At 63.5% G+C, this 17,581-nt stretch carries 16 protein-coding genes; 10 read left to right on the top strand and 6 right to left on the bottom strand.

What is annotated here, in order from left to right; translation table 11 throughout:
* Window positions 1-6: 6 nt before the first annotated feature.
* Complete coding sequence (locus LL253_RS04265) at window positions 7-864, top strand: DUF817 domain-containing protein (protein WP_228226312.1); 858 nt, start codon at window positions 7-9, stop codon at window positions 862-864.
* Here the strand turns inward: LL253_RS04265 and LL253_RS04260 are convergent.
* Window positions 852-2,141 carry a methyl-accepting chemotaxis protein gene (locus tag LL253_RS04260; protein WP_407696077.1) on the bottom strand — a complete coding sequence of 430 codons (1,290 nt, stop codon included), beginning with the start codon at window positions 2,139-2,141 and terminating at the stop codon, window positions 852-854. The two genes, LL253_RS04265 and LL253_RS04260, sit on opposite strands and share 13 nt — an antisense overlap.
* A 220-nt stretch (window positions 2,142-2,361) precedes the next feature.
* On the opposite strand from LL253_RS04260, the gene LL253_RS04255 reads away from it, so the two are divergent.
* Complete coding sequence (locus LL253_RS04255) at window positions 2,362-3,537, top strand: vWA domain-containing protein (protein WP_228226379.1); 1,176 nt, start codon at window positions 2,362-2,364, stop codon at window positions 3,535-3,537.
* A gap of 32 nt (window positions 3,538-3,569) precedes the next feature.
* Here the strand turns inward: LL253_RS04255 and LL253_RS04250 are convergent, their stop codons facing one another.
* Both LL253_RS04250 and LL253_RS04245 read right to left on the bottom strand, forming a co-directional pair.
* Complete coding sequence (locus tag LL253_RS04250) at window positions 3,570-3,923, bottom strand: response regulator (protein WP_228226310.1); 354 nt, start codon at window positions 3,921-3,923, stop codon at window positions 3,570-3,572.
* 5 nt (window positions 3,924-3,928) lie between these two features.
* Window positions 3,929-4,816, bottom strand: a complete 888-nt coding sequence (locus LL253_RS04245) for an iron-containing redox enzyme family protein (RefSeq protein ID WP_228226309.1) — start codon at window positions 4,814-4,816, stop codon at window positions 3,929-3,931.
* 156 nt (window positions 4,817-4,972) lie between these two features.
* Between LL253_RS04245 and LL253_RS04240 the strand changes: the two genes are divergently transcribed.
* Window positions 4,973-5,653 carry a GNAT family N-acetyltransferase gene (locus tag LL253_RS04240; RefSeq protein WP_228226378.1) on the top strand — a complete coding sequence of 227 codons (681 nt, stop codon included), beginning with the start codon at window positions 4,973-4,975 and terminating at the stop codon, window positions 5,651-5,653.
* A 67-nt stretch (window positions 5,654-5,720) separates the two neighbouring features.
* Here the strand turns inward: LL253_RS04240 and groL are convergent, their stop codons facing one another.
* Complete coding sequence (gene groL / locus LL253_RS04235) at window positions 5,721-7,364, bottom strand: chaperonin GroEL (RefSeq protein ID WP_228220329.1); 1,644 nt, start codon at window positions 7,362-7,364, stop codon at window positions 5,721-5,723.
* Window positions 7,365-7,414: 50 nt separating this feature from the next.
* On the bottom strand, window positions 7,415-7,702 hold the full coding sequence (groES, locus tag LL253_RS04230; protein ID WP_009821400.1) for a co-chaperone GroES: 288 nt from the start codon (window positions 7,700-7,702) through the stop codon (window positions 7,415-7,417).
* Window positions 7,703-8,018: 316 nt separating this feature from the next.
* Here groES and yghU point away from each other — a divergent pair, with 316 nt between their 5' ends.
* Complete coding sequence (gene yghU, locus LL253_RS04225; protein ID WP_228226308.1) at window positions 8,019-8,891, top strand: glutathione-dependent disulfide-bond oxidoreductase; 873 nt, start codon at window positions 8,019-8,021, stop codon at window positions 8,889-8,891.
* Between the two features lie 83 nt (window positions 8,892-8,974).
* Window positions 8,975-10,798 carry a DUF885 domain-containing protein gene (locus tag LL253_RS04220; protein WP_228226307.1) on the top strand — a complete coding sequence of 608 codons (1,824 nt, stop codon included), beginning with the start codon at window positions 8,975-8,977 and terminating at the stop codon, window positions 10,796-10,798.
* A 100-nt stretch (window positions 10,799-10,898) separates the two neighbouring features.
* Here LL253_RS04220 and LL253_RS04215 read toward each other — a convergent pair whose 3' ends face one another.
* A complete protein-coding gene (locus LL253_RS04215; RefSeq protein WP_021228315.1) occupies window positions 10,899-12,383 on the bottom strand; it encodes a replicative DNA helicase in 1,485 nt (494 codons plus the stop codon).
* 113 nt (window positions 12,384-12,496) lie between these two features.
* On the opposite strand from LL253_RS04215, the gene LL253_RS04210 reads away from it, so the two are divergent.
* The 5 genes from LL253_RS04210 to LL253_RS04190 all read left to right on the top strand — a co-directional run bounded on the left by LL253_RS04210 (window position 12,497) and on the right by LL253_RS04190 (window position 17,577).
* Entirely contained in the window at window positions 12,497-12,979 is a 483-nt protein-coding gene (locus tag LL253_RS04210; RefSeq protein WP_009821396.1) for a UPF0262 family protein, read from the top strand.
* Between the two features lie 28 nt (window positions 12,980-13,007).
* Window positions 13,008-13,676 (top strand): GH25 family lysozyme, encoded by a 669-nt coding sequence (locus LL253_RS04205; RefSeq protein WP_228226306.1) that lies wholly within the window; start codon window positions 13,008-13,010, stop codon window positions 13,674-13,676.
* Window positions 13,676-14,134: a cytidine deaminase gene (locus LL253_RS04200; protein ID WP_228220333.1), complete on the top strand. Its 459-nt coding sequence runs from the start codon at window positions 13,676-13,678 to the stop codon at window positions 14,132-14,134. Before LL253_RS04205 ends, LL253_RS04200 begins: the two co-directional genes overlap by 1 nt.
* A gap of 5 nt (window positions 14,135-14,139) precedes the next feature.
* A complete protein-coding gene (gene dcd, locus LL253_RS04195) occupies window positions 14,140-14,694 on the top strand; it encodes a dCTP deaminase (RefSeq protein WP_009821393.1) in 555 nt (184 codons plus the stop codon).
* A 102-nt stretch (window positions 14,695-14,796) separates the two neighbouring features.
* Window positions 14,797-17,577, top strand: coding sequence for a TonB-dependent receptor plug domain-containing protein (locus LL253_RS04190; protein ID WP_228226305.1), 2,781 nt, complete (start codon window positions 14,797-14,799; stop codon window positions 17,575-17,577).
* Window positions 17,578-17,581: the final 4 nt, after the last annotated feature.

The raw sequence follows: 17,581 nt of genomic DNA, 5'->3' as shown, positions 1-17,581 counted from the left end.
CCTCGCATGAAGCCCATCTCTGGCGCGACCCGCTTCGCGCGCATCCGCGCCCGGCTGGAGGCAATCCGGCTTGCACCCGGCCCGCGGGCATGGGCGTTCGAATTTTTGCTCTTCGGTTTCAAGCAGGGCTGGGCCTGCCTGTTCGGCGGGCTGATGCTGGCGCTGCTATTGGCCACGCATTTCCTGTACCCCGTCGGCGCTCCCCTCCACCGCTATGATTTCCTGACCCTGGCCGCGCTCGCGATCCAGGCGGCCATGTTGGCATTCCGCCTGGAAAGCTGGGCAGAGGCCAAGGTCATCTTCGCCTTCCACCTGACCGGCACTGTCATGGAATTGTTCAAGACGCAGGCGGGATCGTGGATCTATCCCGAAGCCAGCCTGCTCCATATCGGCGCAGTACCGCTCTTTTCCGGCTTCATGTATGCTGCCGTGGGCAGCTATATCGCGCGCGTCTGGCGCATCTTCGATTTCCGCTTCACCCGCTATCCGCCGGTCTGGACCACGGTGGTTCTGGCTGGCGCGATCTACATCAACTTCTTCGCGCATCATTGGGCGCCCGACATCCGCCTAATCCTCTTTGCGGTGGCAATCGCCCTGTTCGGGCGGAGCCGGATCGTCTTCACGCCTTGGCGGGCACCCCGGTCCATGCCCCTGCTGCTCGGCTTTTTCCTCGTCGCCCTGTTTATCTGGCTCGCCGAAAATATCGGCACTTTCGCCAATGCCTGGACCTACCCCGATCAGCGGGCGGGCTGGCAAATGGTCGGCTTTGCCAAGCTCGGCAGCTGGTATCTGCTCATGATCATCAGCTTCGTGCTGGTCTCATTGATCCATGGCATCCGTGGCGAAGACAATCAGATCAGATAGCCCACTTCATACAGTCCCCAGCGCCGGCCGCCGAAGACCAGCGGCACGAATACGCTGCGCAACGCCCGATAGCGTCCCTCCCCCAGGTCCTGCCGATAGGTGAAGACGAAAAAGTCGCTCGCGCCATCAAGCGCACGGCGGGTTTGCGCATCCATGAATATCTGTCGATTGCGCGCATGCTCCATGTTCCACAGCCGTTCGCCGGGCCGCTGCGGCTGGCTGCGCGCGCTGATATGCGTCGGCAGATAGCCGTTCATGTCGATCAGGCAACAGCCCACCACCGCATCGTCCTGCGCACTGTGGCGGTCGAGCAGCGGACGCAGCGCCAAGTCGGCAAAAGCGGTGAATCCGGTCAGATATTGCGGGGGATCGGATCCCTCGATCCGCTGATATCCGGTATCGAACAGCGCTTCCATGCTCAGCGCGCCGCTGTCCAGGGCATGGGTAATGCTCCCCCGAATCTCCTCGGCCCCCTGCTCGGCGAGTGCGATATAGGGGCTGTTACGCGTCACCTGCCCCCCATGCGCGGCCGTATTGAGCATGGCGTTGGCCATCCTTTCCAGCCCATCCAGTTGCGCGCGCGCGACGCCGACCCGCGCGGTGCTTTCCCGTGCTGACCGGCCGAAATCAGCCAGGCCCTGTGTCAGCACGTCGACTTCCTGACTTGCGATGTCCGTGCAATGGACGATGGCGCCCGATCGCTCACCAAATTGCGTCACCAGCGATGCGATCTCCGCCAGGCGCAGGCGGAGCTGATCGATATGCATCCCGGCGCCCCGTCCGCGCGCAATATTATCTTCCACCCCTTGGATCAGCGCGCGCGCATCCTGATCCAGCTGCCCCAGCTTGATCGCGACGGAAGCCGAGGAATCGCCCGCCTGCTCGGCAAGCCGGCGAATTTCAGTGGCGACCACCGCAAACCCCTGTGTCGCCGCACCCCCGCGCGCGGCCTCGATCGCGGCGTTGACGCCCAGCAGCCGCGTCTGCCGGGCAATCGCGCCCAATTGCCCCGATACGTCGCCCACTGCTTCGATGACCGCCAGGAACTGGCGAAGATGCCCTTCCAGCCCAGTGACATGATCGACCAGCGCCACGACTTCGCCAAGCGACAGACCGATAACATCATGACCGTCCGCAATGATCTGCTCGGCGCGGTGAGCGGTGTGGCTCAACTCGCGCGCCGCTGCCATGCTTTCCCCCTGGCTGGCCGACAATCGCCTCATATTGACCTGAAGGTCGTCGAGATGCGCCGCGTCCTTCTGGATGCGACGGTCCACGTCCCCCAAGAAGCCGGCAGTTTCACTGCACTGCAATGCGATATCGCCCGACCTCTCCCCCAAGTCGGCCAGTAAGCCCCTGTCTTTCAATATTTCCCCGCTATTCTGCCCCGCAACATGGATAGTGCCGGATTAACCATGCACTGCAACACTTAATATTCTGCCCGCGTCGGTGCGCGTTATGCTTGCATCGCCGTCCACGCTGGCGGACAAATGGATCATGTTGCTCAACTTTCTCGACGCGCTGCGCGCCGCCGGCATTCCTGCCAGCATCAAGGAACATCTGCTGCTGCTCGAAGCCCTGGATCGGGACGTCATTGCCCGCCGGCCGGAGGATTTCTATTATCTGGCCCGCGCCACTTATGTGAAGGATGAGGCGCTGCTCGATCGCTTCGATCAGGTCTTCGCGCGGATATTCAAGGGTATAGTCAGTGAGGAAGGGGTCGATGCGGACATCCCTGAAGAGTGGCTGCGCCTGGTCGCCGAGAAATTCCTCAGCCCCGAGGAGATGGAAAAGATCAAGTCTCTGGGCGACTGGGACGAGATCATGAAGACGCTCAAGGAACGGCTGGAAGAACAGAAGGACCGGCATCAGGGCGGCAACAAATGGATCGGCACGGGCGGTACGTCCCCCTTCGGTCATGGCGGCTATAATCCCGAAGGCGTCCGGATTGGCGGGGAAAGCCGGCACAAGCGCGCGATCAAGGTGTGGGAGAAGCGCGAATTCGCCAATCTCGATAATCAAAAGGAATTGGGCACGCGCAACATCAAGGTCGCGCTGCGCCGCCTGCGCCGCTTCGCGCGCGAGGGCGCGGCTGAGGAACTGGACCTCGACGCGACCATCCGCGGCACCGCGCGCCAAGGCTGGCTAGACATCCGCATGCGGCCCGAGCGGCACAATGCGGTCAAGCTGCTGCTGTTCCTCGACGTAGGCGGGTCGATGGACCCTTTCGTCACGCTGTGCGAGGAGCTGTTTTCCGCCGCGACCGGCGAGTTCAAGAATATGGAATTCTTCTATTTCCACAATTGCCTGTACGAAGGCGTATGGAAGGATAATCGCCGCCGCTTTTCGGAGCGGACACCCACCTGGGACATCCTCCACAAATATGGCCATGACTATAAGGTGATCTTCGTCGGCGATGCGGCGATGAGCCCCTATGAGATCAGCCACCCGGGCGGCTCTGTGGAGCATATGAACGATGAAGCGGGCGCCGTCTGGCTGCAGCGGGTGACGCACACCTATCCCGCGACCGTCTGGCTTAACCCCGCAGCGCAAGCGCATTGGACCTACAGCCAGTCGACGCAGATCATCCGCGACCTGTTTCAGGGTCGGATGTTTCCGTTGACGCTGGGCGGTATCGACGCGGCGATGCGGAAACTGACCCGCAAGCGGTAACGGTTTGGACGCGACGGCAGCGACCGGCGCTTCTAATGCACCAACCGGTCGAGCGTCGTAACCAGGTGCCGCATATCGGTCGGCTTGGCGATGACGGGAGCATCCGGGTGCGCGCCGATCACCGCATGATGTGCCGCCCCCGAGCAGAAAATATAGGGAATGCCATAATTGTCGAGATCATCGGCCAACAGGCCCGCATCGCTATCCTGCAATGTTAGGTCCAGGACAGCGCCAGCAGGAAAATGCTTGGCAAGGGCCGCCATGCCATCGGCCAGCGTGCCATAGGGCCCATCCACGGCATAATCGGCCTCCTCCAGCATGTCCGCGATCATCGCGGCGACACGAGGGTCATCCTCCACCAGCAATATGCGGCGCGTATCGGCCATGGCGGTCACTCCAGCCCGAAATGCGCGCGGTAACGATCAAAACACCGCGCACCGCATCGCAGGCGTATGAGCGCCCCTTCGGCCATGGCGGTGGCGCGGCGCGGATCTGCCGCCACCAGCGGCTTGATCGCTTCCTCGTTCCAGTCGGCGCTATGCTTGATGTCCAGCACGGCGTGCAGGTCGAAATAGCGACGCTGGCTGTTCGACAGGCCCAGACGTTGCAATGCGCGCGCCGTATGCGCGGACCGGCCGGGCGCCGTCAATTCGATGACACCCAGCGCGCCGACGCTGTGCCATGTATAGCAACGCTGCGTCGCCATCGCCGTCATCGCATTGGCCAGCGCCAGGCTTTCCCAGACGGTGTGCTCGATGCAGGTGTCGAGGTCGAGCAAATCAACGAGTTGCCCCAGCATCGGACCGTGCATGCCCTTGATGTTGCCCCGGCCCATTTCATCCCAGTAGTTGCGCGCCAATTCCATCTTTGCGCGGTCCGGGATCTTGACCTGCGTCATGGCCACCAGATCGTCAAAGCCCGCCTCGCCGGCTGCTTCCTGCGACAGGAACCAGCGGAGATGATCCATCCGCGCTTCATCTGCCAGCCAGGGAAAGAGGCGATCTTCCTGGCCCGGCCCCGTCGCCTTGAGCGCTTCGAACCAGGCGATGAACCCCTCAACATCAGTCGGCGCTTGGGCTGCTTCAATGCGCACTTCCGCGCGCAATTCCTCGATAAAGGCGTGTTCGAGCCGCGCCATCCGCTGATCTTCATTGAACCGGTCTGCCGACCAGTCATCGGGAAAGGCGGGAGAAAGCCGTCGTCGGTTCCAACGGCTCAGCTGCTGCTGGAACGAATCCTGGAGAAATTGGGATTCCTCGTCCTTGAGTTGGGTCGCCACGTTCAGACCTTTCCTATGTGTTGCCAATCCAATCCCGAAGACAGGCTCCGCGTTCCGACAAAAGCGACTAACCTATGTCAGGCATGGTCGATCCTGTTGACGGTCAACCGCCACTGGGCGAATTCACCCCGACACCCGACAGACAGGAGCAATGCCATTCACCCCCTGGACACGCCGATCTGGAACAGCCTCCATGGCGGATGGGCCGCGCTGGCGCAGGGCGACGCGCAGGCAGTAAGGCTGGACCCCGACCATGGTCCCTTCGCCGCCACCGCCACGGCGTCGGCGCAGGATATGGATGCGCTGGCTACCCTGATGCCGCAAGAAGGGGAGACGTGGCTGCTGGGCCGCGACGCGCTGGCCCCGCCGCCGGCCGGCACGCAGGTTGTTCGCACCGCCATGCTGGCGCAGATGATCGCGGAACGGCCCGTGGAGGTCGGCGAAGAGGAACCGGACTGGCAGGAACTGGACGAAGCGGACGCGCCCGACATGCTGGCGCTGGCGCTGCTTACCCGACCCGGTCCCTTTCGCGCCCGGACGCATCGCCTGGGCCGATTCATCGGCGTGCGTGAAGGGGGCCGCCTGGTCGCGATGGCGGGCGAGCGGATGCGGATGCCCGGCTTTGCCGAAATCAGCGGCGTGTGCACCCATCCCGACCATCGCGGTCGCGGCCTGGCGGGCCAGTTGATGCGCCGGATCATGCAGCGGATGCAGGCATGCGGCGAAACGCCGTTCCTTCACGCCTATGCCAGCCACGACCGGACGATCGCGCTCTATCGCACCTTGGGTTTTGCGGTGCGTGCGCAGTTGCCGATGATAGTGCTCGCCAAAGGCTGACGCGCCATGAAAAAAGGCCGGCGGATCGCTCCGCCGGCCTCTTCCCAATTTTCGTGGATCGACGGACTTAGAAGTCCATGCCGCCCATGCCGCCCATGCCGCCCGGCATCGCGGGAGCAGCGGACTTGTCTTCCGGCAGCTCGGCGATGGTGGCTTCGGTGGTGATCAGCAGACCAGCGACCGAGGCAGCGTTCTGGAGCGCGGTGCGCACGACCTTGGTCGGGTCGATGACGCCGGCGGCGACCAGATTTTCATAGGTGTCGGTCGACGCGTTGAAGCCGAACGACGTGTCGGTCTGGTCGAGCAGCTTGCCCGAAACGACCGCGCCGTCATGGCCGGCGTTTGCCGCGATCTGGCGAACCAGGGCGGTCAGCGACTTGCGAACGATGTCGATGCCGCGGGTCTGGTCATCATTGACACCGGTCAGGCCTTCAATCGCCTTGGTCGCGTAGAGCAGCGCGGTGCCGCCACCGGGGACGATGCCTTCTTCAACGGCCGCACGGGTGGCGTGCAGCGCGTCGTCGACGCGGTCCTTGCGCTCCTTGACTTCCACTTCGGTCGCGCCGCCAACCTTGATGACGGCCACGCCGCCGGCCAGCTTGGCAAGACGCTCCTGCAGCTTCTCGCGATCATAGTCCGAGGTGGTGTTCTCGATCTGCGAGCGGATCTGCTCGGTGCGGCCCTTGATCGAGTCGGCATCGCCAGCACCATCGACGATGGTGGTGTTGTCCTTGTCGATGGTGACGCGCTTGGCGGTGCCCAGCATGCCCAGCGTGACGTTTTCGAGCTTGATGCCCAGGTCTTCGCTGACGACTTCGCCCTTGGTGAGAACGGCGATGTCTTCCAGCATGGCCTTGCGGCGATCGCCGAAGCCCGGCGCCTTGACCGCCGCGACCTTCAGGCCACCGCGCAGCTTGTTGACGACCAGGGTCGCCAGCGCTTCGCCTTCAATGTCTTCCGCGATGATGAGGAGCGGACGACCCGACTGGACGACCGATTCCAGGATCGGCAGGATCGACTGAAGGTTGCTGAGCTTCTTTTCGTGGATCAGAATGTAGGGGTCAGCCAGTTCGACCTGCATCTTTTCCGGGTTGGTGATGAAGTAGGGCGACAGGTAGCCGCGGTCGAACTGCATGCCTTCGACGACGTCCAGCTCGAATTCCAGGCCCTTGGCTTCCTCGACGGTGATGACGCCTTCCTTGCCGACCTTTTCCATCGCTTCGGCGATCTTCTGGCCGACTTCGACGTCGCCATTGGCCGAGATGATGCCGACCTGCGCCACTTCCGACGAACCCGAAACGGGCTTGGAACGGGCGCTGATGTCCTCCACAACCTTGCCGACGGCGAGGTCGATGCCGCGCTTGAGGTCCATCGGGTTCATGCCGGCGGCAACCGACTTCATGCCTTCGCGTACGATGGCCTGGGCCAGAACCGTAGCGGTGGTTGTGCCGTCACCGGCGATGTCGTTGGTCTTCGAAGCGACTTCGCGGACCATCTGGGCGCCCATATTCTCGAACTTGTCCTTCAGTTCGATTTCCTTGGCGACCGAAACACCGTCCTTGGTGATGCGGGGCGCGCCGAAGCTCTTGTCGATGACGACGTTGCGGCCCTTGGGGCCCAGAGTCACCTTGACCGCGTCGGCCAGGATGTCGACGCCACGCAGGATGCGCTCACGCGCGTCACGCGAAAACTTTACGTCCTTCGCTGCCATGATCTTCTACCTTTCGAATGAGTGGGAATATTAGGAAAAGCGGGATGCGATCAGGCGATGACGCCCAGAATGTCGCTTTCCTTCATGATGAGCAGGTCTTCGCCATCGACCTTGACTTCGGTGCCTGACCATTTGCCGAACAGGATGCGGTCGCCGGTCTTGACGTCCAGCGGCGTGACCTTGCCGTCTTCGGCCTTGGAACCGGTGCCGACGGACACGATTTCGCCTTCCTGCGGCTTTTCCTTGGCGGTGTCGGGGATGATGATGCCACCAGCAGTCTTCTCTTCCGCTTCTACGCGGCGAACGAGAACACGGTCGTGCAACGGACGAAATGCCATGTTAAGTGCCTTTCCCTTGGCGATGGGAGGGGATAGCGGCGGTGGCGAAGCCCAGAGGCCCGCTGATCCGTCGCGCCGGTCCTTCTCCCGATGAACTTTCCTGTGTTAGCACTCTTCGATGTCGAGTGCTAGCGACGCGAATATGGCCTGCGCGGGCCGAGCGTCAAGGGGCATTGCACAGCTTTTTTATGGCGCGCGGAACAAAATTTATCGACCGTCCTGCGCCAGGGCGACCATGGCGGCGGATGGACGCCTTGCCGCCTCCCCCGCCGCTTCTTACCTGTCGCCCATCTTTCGGCGTCAGAAGGAATTTTCGATGAGCGATACCCCCTATACCCTGCCCAAGGTCTGGACCTGGGACAAGGCCAGCGGCGGTCAATTTGCTAGTATCAACCGCCCGATCGCCGGTCCCACTCATGACAAGGACCTGCCGGTAGGTAAGCACAAGCTGCAACTCTATTCGCTCGCAACGCCCAATGGCCAGAAGGCCGCGATCATGCTGGAGGAGTTGCTGGAGGCCGGCGTCAGCGCGGCGGACTATGACGCCTGGCTTATCAAGATCGGCGATGGCGACCAGTTTTCCAGCGGCTTCGTCGCCGTCAATCCCAACAGCAAGATCCCGGCGCTCATGGACCATAGTGTCTCTCCGCCGCAGAGGGTGTTCGAATCCGGCGCGATCCTGCTCTATCTCGCTGAAAAGTTCGGCAAGTTCCTGCCGACAGACCCCGCCGCGCGCACTGCCGCGCTCAGCTGGCTGTTCTGGCAGATGGGCGCCGGTCCGCTGCTGGGCGGCGGCTTTGGCCATTTTTACGCCTATGCGCCGGAAAAATACGAATATCCGATCAATCGCTACACGATGGAGGTGAAGCGCCAGTTGGACGTGCTTGACCGGCATCTGGCGGACAATGACTATATGGCGGGCGACGATTACAGCATTGCCGATATCGCCATCTGGCCCTGGTATGGCGGACTGGTGCTGGGCCGCGCCTATGACGCCGGGGAGTTTCTGGACGTCGCAAGCTACAAGAATGTGGTGCGCTGGGCCAAGCAGATTGACGCCCGCCCCGCCGTCAAGCGCGGCCGCATGGTGAATAAGGCGAACGGCCCGCTGGAGGAGCAACTGCACGAACGCCATGACGCCAGCGATTTCGACACGAAAACGCAGGATAAGGTTCAGGGTGCGGCCTGATCCCATTGAAATATAACGGACTGGACGGCGGGCCGTGGCATGGCGATAACACAGCCCTATCGACATTAGGGAGTCGCCACGTCATGGACCGCCGCCTGTTTCTCTCCACCGCCGGAGCCTCCGCCCTGGCCGCCGCCACGCCCCGCGTCTTTGCGCAGGCGGCCGGCATGTCCGGCAATGGCGACGACGCCCGCCTCTCCGCCGCCTTTGCCGCGATTTTCGAGCGCGCGCTCGACCGCTCGCCCATGTTCGTCACCAGCCTGGGCCTCGACAAGGGCGCCCGCGCCGGCGCGAAGAGCCAGCTCGACGACAACAGCAAGTCGGGCATGATGAAGGACCTGGCGGCGACGCAGGCGGCGATCAGGGGACTGGAGGGTTTCCAAGGCGCGAACCTGTCCGACGCGCAGCGCCTGAACCTCGACGTCATCCTCTATTCGCTGGGGCAGCAGACAGTCGCGCCGGGCACGTTCGGCCTCAACAGCGTGCAGCGGCCCTATCGCATCTTCCAGCAGGGCGGCAGCTATTTCCGGGTGCCCGATTTCCTCAACACCGCGCACACCATCAACGACAGCGCCGATTGCGATGCCTATGTCGCCCGGCTGGACGCCTTCGCGCGCAACCTGCGGACCGACACCGCGCTTCAGCGGGACGAAGCCGCGCGCGGCTATCTTGCTCCGGCATGGTCGCTGGACCTGACGCTCGGCCAGTTGAAGAAACTGCGCGGCCAGCCTGCTGCGCAAAGCTCGATGGTGCAGTCGCTGGTCAAGCGCGCGTCCGCCAAGGGCATCAGCGGCGACTGGCAGGCGCAGGCCACCGGAGTCGTGGAAAAAGCGATCTATCCCGCGCTCGATGAGCAGATCGCCGCGATCGAGGCGCTCAAGGGCAAGACCGCGGCGGGCGATGGCGTCTGGCGCACGCCGCGCGGCGATGAAATCTATGCCGCCGCGCTCAAGCAGGCCACGACAACCGATCTTAGCGCAGACCAGATTCACGCCATGGGTCTGGAGCAGGTCGCCGATATCAGCGCGCAACTGGACGGCATTCTGAAAGACGCCGGCTATAGCAGCGGCACCGTGGGCGAGCGGCTGGCGAAGCTCAACGTCGAACCGTCACAGCTTTATGCCGACAGCACGGATGGGCGCGCCGCCCTGCTGGCACAGCTCAACCGCGACCTCGACGCGATGAAGGCGAAACTGCCGCAGGCCTTCACGACCATTCCCGACACGAAGCTGGAAATCCGCGCGGTGCCGGTGGAAATTCAGGATGGCGCCTCCAACGGCTATTATAACCGCGCGGCGCTCGACGGGTCGCGCCCGGCCATCTATTTCATCAACCTCAAGGATCTGGGCGATTGGCCCAAATATGGCCTGCCCGCGCTGACCTATCATGAAGGGGTGCCGGGGCATCATCTTCAGATTTCCACCGCGCAGACCGCCGGCGACATTCCGATGCTGCGCAAGACCGCCTTCATGAGCGCCTATACCGAAGGGTGGGCGCTCTATGCCGAACAGCTGGCCGATGAACTAGGCGGCTATGCTACGCCGCTCGATCGCGCCGGCTATCTTCAGTCCTTCCTGTTCCGCGCGGCGCGGCTGGTGGTCGACACCGGCATCCACGCCAAACGGTGGAGCCGGGAAAAGGCGACGGACTATATGGTGGAAAAGACCGGCTTTGCCCGCCCCCGCTGCCAGCGCGAAGTCGAACGTTATTGCACCCAGCCGGGCCAGGCGACCAGTTACAAGGTCGGCCATGGCGTGTGGACCAAGGCGCGTGCGGCCGCCCAGGCCGAACTGGGCGATGCCTTCGATATCAAGCAGTTCCACGCCATTCTTGAGGAAGGCGCGATGCCTTTGTCGATGCTGGAACAGCGCGTCGCGGCGCGGGCCAAGGCGGCGAAGGGGGCCTAAGCTCTTTCCGTTCGCTTCGAGCGAAGTCGAGAAGCGGCCAAACGCCTGCTTTAGGTTTCTCGACTTCGCTCGAAACGAACGGATTTAGGGCAATCCGGCTTCACTCGTAGCTCATGTCCTGATAGCCATCATCGGCAATGTCGGAGAAGCGCGTGATCTTCGCGTCGAACTTCATGCGGATGCGGCCGGTCGAGCCATGGCGCTGCTTGGCGACGATCACCTCGGCCAGGCCGTAGATGCGCTCCATATTTTCCTTCCACGCGGCATAGGCGGCCTCGTCGTCGGGCTTGGGTTCCTTGGCGGCCTCGTAATAATCCTCGCGGAACACGAACCACACCATGTCCGCATCCTGCTCGATCGATCCGGATTCGCGCAGGTCGGACAGCTGCGGGCGCTTGTCCTCGCGCTGTTCGACCGCGCGGCTGAGCTGGGAAAGCGCCAGCACCGGCACATGCAATTCCTTCGCCAACGTCTTCAATCCGCGCGAGATTTCCGAAATCTCGTTGACGCGGTTGCCGTCGCCCCGGCCCGTGCCCTGTAGCAGCTGAAGATAATCGACCACGATAAACCCGATGTCGTGCCGCCGCTTCAACCGCCGCGCGCGCGTGCGCAGCGCTGCGATGGTCAGGCCCGGCGTATCGTCGATGAATAACGGCAATTCCTGCAACTCGCGCGCCGCGCGCGACAGATTCTGGAAATCCGCGCGGCTGATCTTGCCCATGCGCAGCGCTTCGCCCGAAATGCCCGACTGTTCGGCCAGAACGCGGGTCGCCAGCTGATCGGCCGACATTTCCAGGCTGAAAAACGCAGTCTTGGCCCCCATATTCTTTTCGGGCGGAATGCCGTCGGCATTGTCGCGCACCCATCGCGACGCGGCATTATAGGCGATGTTGGTTGCCAGCGACGTCTTGCCCATGCCCGGTCGCCCGGCCAGGATCATGAGGTCGGAATTGTGCAGACCACCGATCTTGGCGTTGAGGCTGTTGATCCCGGTCGTGATCCCAGACACATGCCCGCCGCTGTTGAGCGCGCGCTCTGCCACCTGAACCGCCATGGTCGACGCCATCAGGAAGCTCTTGACCGATCCGGTCTCGCCCTCGCCTTCCGACACCTTGTACAAAGCGACCTCGGCCGCTTCGATCTGCTCGCGCGGGTTGACGTCCTCGCTGGTATCCAGCGCGTTTTCAACCAGTTCGCGCCCGACGCTCACCAATTCCCGCAACAGCGCCAGGTCGTAAATCTGGCTGGCGAAGTCGCGCGCGCCGATCAGCGCCGCGCCATTGCCGGTCAGTTGCGCCAGATAGGCCGCGCCGCCCAGCTCCTTCAATGCCGGATCCTGTTCCAGCATGGGTTTGAGCGTTACCGGATTGGCGACCATGTCCTTGTCCAGCAGGCGCATGATCGCGTCATAAATGCGCCCGTGCAGCGGCTCGAAAAAATGTTCGGCCTTGAGCTTGAGCTGCACATCCTCGGCTATGCGATTGTCGATCATGATGGCGCCCAGCAAGGCAGCCTCAGCCTCCACATTGCGCGGCAGTTCGGCGCCGCCATTGTCGGCGGGATTGATTTTCAGCAGTTCGACCATAGCCCCTCTTTCCTCTCACCGCGCGACGGGCGCAAGGGGCCATGGGGACGCAGTTGTGGATAAGTCCCGCTTGCATTTGAGCGCGCGCCGCCGCACTGACTATGCGCTCGCATATGGCCGATCCGCGCATCATAGACATCAAGCTCGACGAGCGCACGATCCTGTGGCGCAATGCCGATGTGGAGCAGGAACGGCGCATCGCGATCTTCGACCTGCTGGAGGATAATCATTTCGCGCCCCAGCGTGCCCATCCTGACGGCTATGCCGGCCCTTACAAGGTCGTGCTGCGGGTCGAGGAGGGGCGGCTGGTCATCGAAATCAACCGGCAGGACGACAGCCCGCTTGAGGCCATCATCCTGAGCCTCGGTCGGTTTCGCCGCCCGATCCGCGATTATTTCGCCATTTGCGACAGCTATTATCAGGCGATCAGCAACGCATCGCCCCAGCAGATCGAAACAGTCGACATGGCGCGCCGCGCCATCCACAATGATGCCGCCGACATGCTGATCGAGCGGCTGGAGGGCAAGATCAAGGTCGATTTCGACACAGCGCGGCGGCTGTTTACGCTGATTTGCGTGCTGCATATCAAGGGGTAGTGGGATCAGGGGTTTGACGTTCGGGGGCATGCTGGTCCGCATCGGGGCGGGACTGGCGCTGATCGCGATGCTGGCGCTGGCATTGTGGCTCTATGCCCGCGCCTGGGCGCCGGGTCGGGACGAATATCCGGTGCAGGGCGTGACGATCGGGTCGACCGATGGCCCGGTCGATTGGGGCACACTCGCCGCGCAAGGGGCGGACTTCGCCTATATCCGCGCGGTGCGGGCACAGGACGGGCGTGATCCGGCCTTCGCCACAAACTGGCGCGGCGCGCGCGCGGCGGGCATGCGCTATGGCGCGATGATCGAATATAGCGCCTGCCGCAGCCCGATCGACCAGGCGACCGGCTTCATGACAACAGTGCCGCGCGACAATGCCGCCCTGCCCCCGGTCATCCGCCTTGCCTTCGCGCCGGGATGCGCCGAGCGGCCGGGTCGCGACCTGCTGCTCTCCAACCTCAACACGCTCATCAACCTGGTGGAGGGGCAGGCGGGCAAGCCGGCGCTCCTCAACGTGACCGAAGATTTCGACGACGCCTATGATATCGGGTCGGGCATCAATCGCACCTTGTGGCTGGACGGCAATTTCTTCCCGCCCGATTATGCCAGCCGGCCTTGGGTGATGTGGACAGCCACCGACTTGCGGCATATCGACGGCGTCGATGGTCCGGTGCGATGGAATGTGGTGGCGCGATAATGGGTGATGATTCCGAAACGCAGGCTTTGATCGCCGCCGCACGCGGAGCGATGGCCCATGCCCATGCGCCCTATAGCCGCTTTGCCGTCGGGGCGGCAGTGCGCCTGACCGATGGCAGCATCGTCACCGGCTGCAATTTCGAAAATGCGAGCTACGGCCTGTCGCTCTGCGCCGAAACGGTCGCGCTCGCTACCGTCAACGCGCAGGGACGCTTTGCCGATGTCGCCGCCATCGCGGTGGTGGGCGGCGCGATGGACAGTGAACAGGAAGCGCTGGTCACCCCCTGCGGCCGCTGCCGGCAGGTGATGAACGAAGCCGAACAAATGGCCGGCCGCCCGCTCGTCATCCATTGCGCGACGCCCAGTGGCGACCGCGTGCTCGCGCTCACCCTGCCCGATCTCCTTCCCCATGCCTTTGGTCCCATGGACCTGGGCATCGCCCCTGCCAAAAAGAGCTGACAGACATGGCCATTCTTTCCGACAAATGGATACGCGAACGGGCGCTTTCGACCGGCATGATCGAACCGTTCGTCGAAAGCCAGAAGCGCGAGGGCAGCATCAGCTACGGCCTGTCCTCCTACGGCTATGACGCGCGTGTGGCCGACGAATTCAAGATTTTCACCAATGTCGACAGCACGATCGTCGATCCCAAGGATTTCGACCCCAAGAATTTCGTCGATCGCAAGACCGATTGCTGCATCATCCCGCCCAACAGCTTCGCGCTCGCCCGCACGGTCGAATATTTCCGCGTGCCGCGCGACGTGCTGGTGATCTGCCTTGGCAAATCCACTTATGCGCGGTGCGGCATCATTGTGAACGTGACCCCGCTGGAACCCGGCTGGGAAGGGCATGTGACGCTGGAATTTTCCAATACGACGCCGCTGCCGGCGAAAATCTACGCCAATGAAGGCGCGTGCCAGTTCCTGTTCCTCCAGGGCAACGAACCATGCGAAGTCAGCTATGCCGACCGCGCGGGCAAATATATGGGACAACAGGGCGTCACCCTGCCCCGCCTGTAAATATCGCACGGCGGTCTGCTCCGCCGCCATGGCGGGTCGGTCGGCGCAGTCCGTTTCTCCTTGATGACCGCGCGACGGGGCGGGCGACAAGGGGGATTGGCCATGCGCCTCGTTCAAGCCCTGGCCGGGCTTATGCTGCTATGCTGTTCGACGCTGCCGACACGGGCCAATCCGCCGCCGGACAGGATATTGGATCAGCGGCACCGCTTCGACATTCATGTCCAGCCGCTCAGCGGCGCGCTGCGTCAACTATCCTCGCAAACCGGCGTGCGCATCCTCTTCCCTTATGAGGAAGTATCGGCCATCCGCAGCCGCCGGGTCGAAGGATGGATGACGACGGGGCAGGCGCTGCAAAAACTGCTCGCCGGCACGCAGTTGCGCATGACCCAGACCAGCGCAGGGGTGGTCGCGCTTGCCGCGCCGTCTCGCGCCACCGCGCGGCAAAGCCCGCTATCCTTTCAGCTCGCCCAGGCCGCTTCTGCGCCAGCGTCCGGTCCGGTCACGGACGTCACACCGATCATCGTCACCGGCACACGCCTTGTCACCCGAACCGTCGCCGACAGCATGGTGCCCATCGACATCCTTTCGGCGCACGCCATGGAGGCGAATGGCCGGCAGTCGGTCCGCGACCTGCTCGGCGCGCTGGTCCCCGCCATATCCGTATCCAACAGCGGCGCGGGCGCGAGTTTCGCGATCAAGACATTGTCGCTGCGCGGGCTTGCCGGTGACCAGTTGCTCGTGCTGGTCAACGGCAAGCGGCGGCACAACAGCGCGACCCTGTTCATCAACGGCACGACGCAAAATGGCCAGTCGCCCCCCGACCTCGACCTCATCCCGTCCAACATGATCGAACGGATCGAGGTGCTGCGCGACGGCGCGTCGGCGCATTATGGATCGGACGCAATCGCCGGCGTCGTCAATATCCTGCTCAAGGACGACAGGCGGGGCGGCGCGTCGATCGTGGGCGGCGGAACTTGGAACGGCGGCGGCGAACAGGGCCGCTTTCAGGTCGACAAGGGCTTTGCGATCGGGCGCGGCACGATCCACCTCGCCGCCGACGGGGTTCTTCAGGGCCGCACCGTCCGGGGCGGCCCGATTACCTCCAGCCTCTATTTCCCCGGCGACCCCCGTGAAGCCACCGCCGACCGGATGCGCAACAAGCCGGGCCAGCCACAGGTGTCCGGCGTCAATCTGGCCTATCATGCCGTCATGCCGCTGGGCGCATCGGAACTGTACAGCCACGGCACCTGGTCGCGCCGCCGTGCCGACGCCTATCTGACCTACCGTCCACCCAACTCCATCCTCACCATCCCGGACATCTATCCTGAAGGCTATATCCCCCATCTTTCCATCCAGGATCGCGACAGCCAGGTGACCGGCGGCCTGCGCGGTGATGGCCCCGCCGGCTTCCGCTATGACCTCAGCACCAGCTATGCCCGCAATGAAGGACGCTATTCCGAACAGTCGCTCAACGTTTCATTCGGGCCGACCAGCCCGACCCGCTTCTTCCTTGGGGCCGTGACAGCCACCGAATGGACCAGCAATATCGACGTGCAACGCGACGTGCCGCTGGGCCTTGCCGAACCGCTGCTGCTCGCGATCGGCGCGGAATATCGCGAAAATCGCTATCGCATCGCGGCTGGCGACCCTGCTTCCCATGCCGATGGCGGCTATCGTTCGCCCCCCGGCGCGCCCTTCGCCGGCGCGACGCGCACGCCGGGCGCGCAGGGCGTCACCGGCTTCACCCCCGACAGCGCGGGCCGGTATCGCCGCCACAACTGGTCGGCCTATCTCAACCTGGAACAGAAGGTCGCGCAGGGTGTGGAGGTCGCGCTGGCCGCCCGGCATGAGGATTATTCCGACTTCGGCACCACCAACACATGGAAAATCTCGACCCGGATCGAACCCCTGCGCGGCATCGCCCTGCGCGGCACTGTCAGCACAGGCTTCCGCGCGCCAACGCTCCAGCAACGCTATTACGCCTCGTCCAGTACGATCGGCGTGCTGTTCCCCGGGGAAACCACCACCCGCCTCGCCCCGGTCCGTGCGCTTCAGGTCGATGATCCGGTCGCCATCGCCTGGGGCGCGCAACCGCTGCGGCCCGAGCGATCGACCAACATCTCCGCCGGACTGGTGCTTGCGCCCCTGCCCCGGCTCAGCATGACGATCGACGCCTATCAGATCCGCATTCGGGATCGTATCCTGCTGGGCGGCATCCTGTCGGGCCTTCCCGATGCGACGCGCGCCAGCGGCTACAATGTCCTTGGCGAGTTGTTGCTCACCCGGGGGCTCAATCCGGTGCAGAGCGGATTCTACTTTTCGAACGCAGCCAGCACACGCACGCGCGGAATCGATGTCGTCGCCAACTGGCGCGCGGACCTGGGCGCACTGGGCAGCGCGCTCGTGACCCTGTCTGGCAATATCAACAGGACGATCTTCACCCGTCTGGACGTGCCGCAGGTGCTGGCCGACTTGGGGGTAAATCTGATCGACCGCGCGCGTCAGGGCGATGTCACCAGGGGCACGCCGCGCAGCAAGATCATCGCCAACCTGAACTGGACGCAGGGAAACGCGACGCTCAACCTGCGCGCGACCCGCTATGGCGATGTGACACAGGTCGCCGCGCGGACCGTTACCGTGGACGGCGCGACCTTCTATCCCGATGAGCATATCGCGCCCAAGATATTATTCGACCTGGAATATAGCCAACAGCTGGCCGCTGGCGTCCGCCTCGCGGCCGGCGCCAACAACCTCTTCAACATCTATCCGACAAAGCTCAGCGCCGTGAACCAGGGCGCGTCGGGCTTTGCGCTGTACAACAGCTATGCCCCTTATGGCATCAGCGGCGGCTTTTATTATGGCAAGCTCTCGCTGGCCTTCTGACGCT

The organism is Sphingobium soli, assembly GCF_020782245.1.
Lineage (GTDB): Bacteria > Pseudomonadota > Alphaproteobacteria > Sphingomonadales > Sphingomonadaceae > Sphingobium > Sphingobium soli.
Note: the sequence above shows the minus strand (reverse complement) of the source record. Positions and strands in the feature narration are given on the sequence as shown.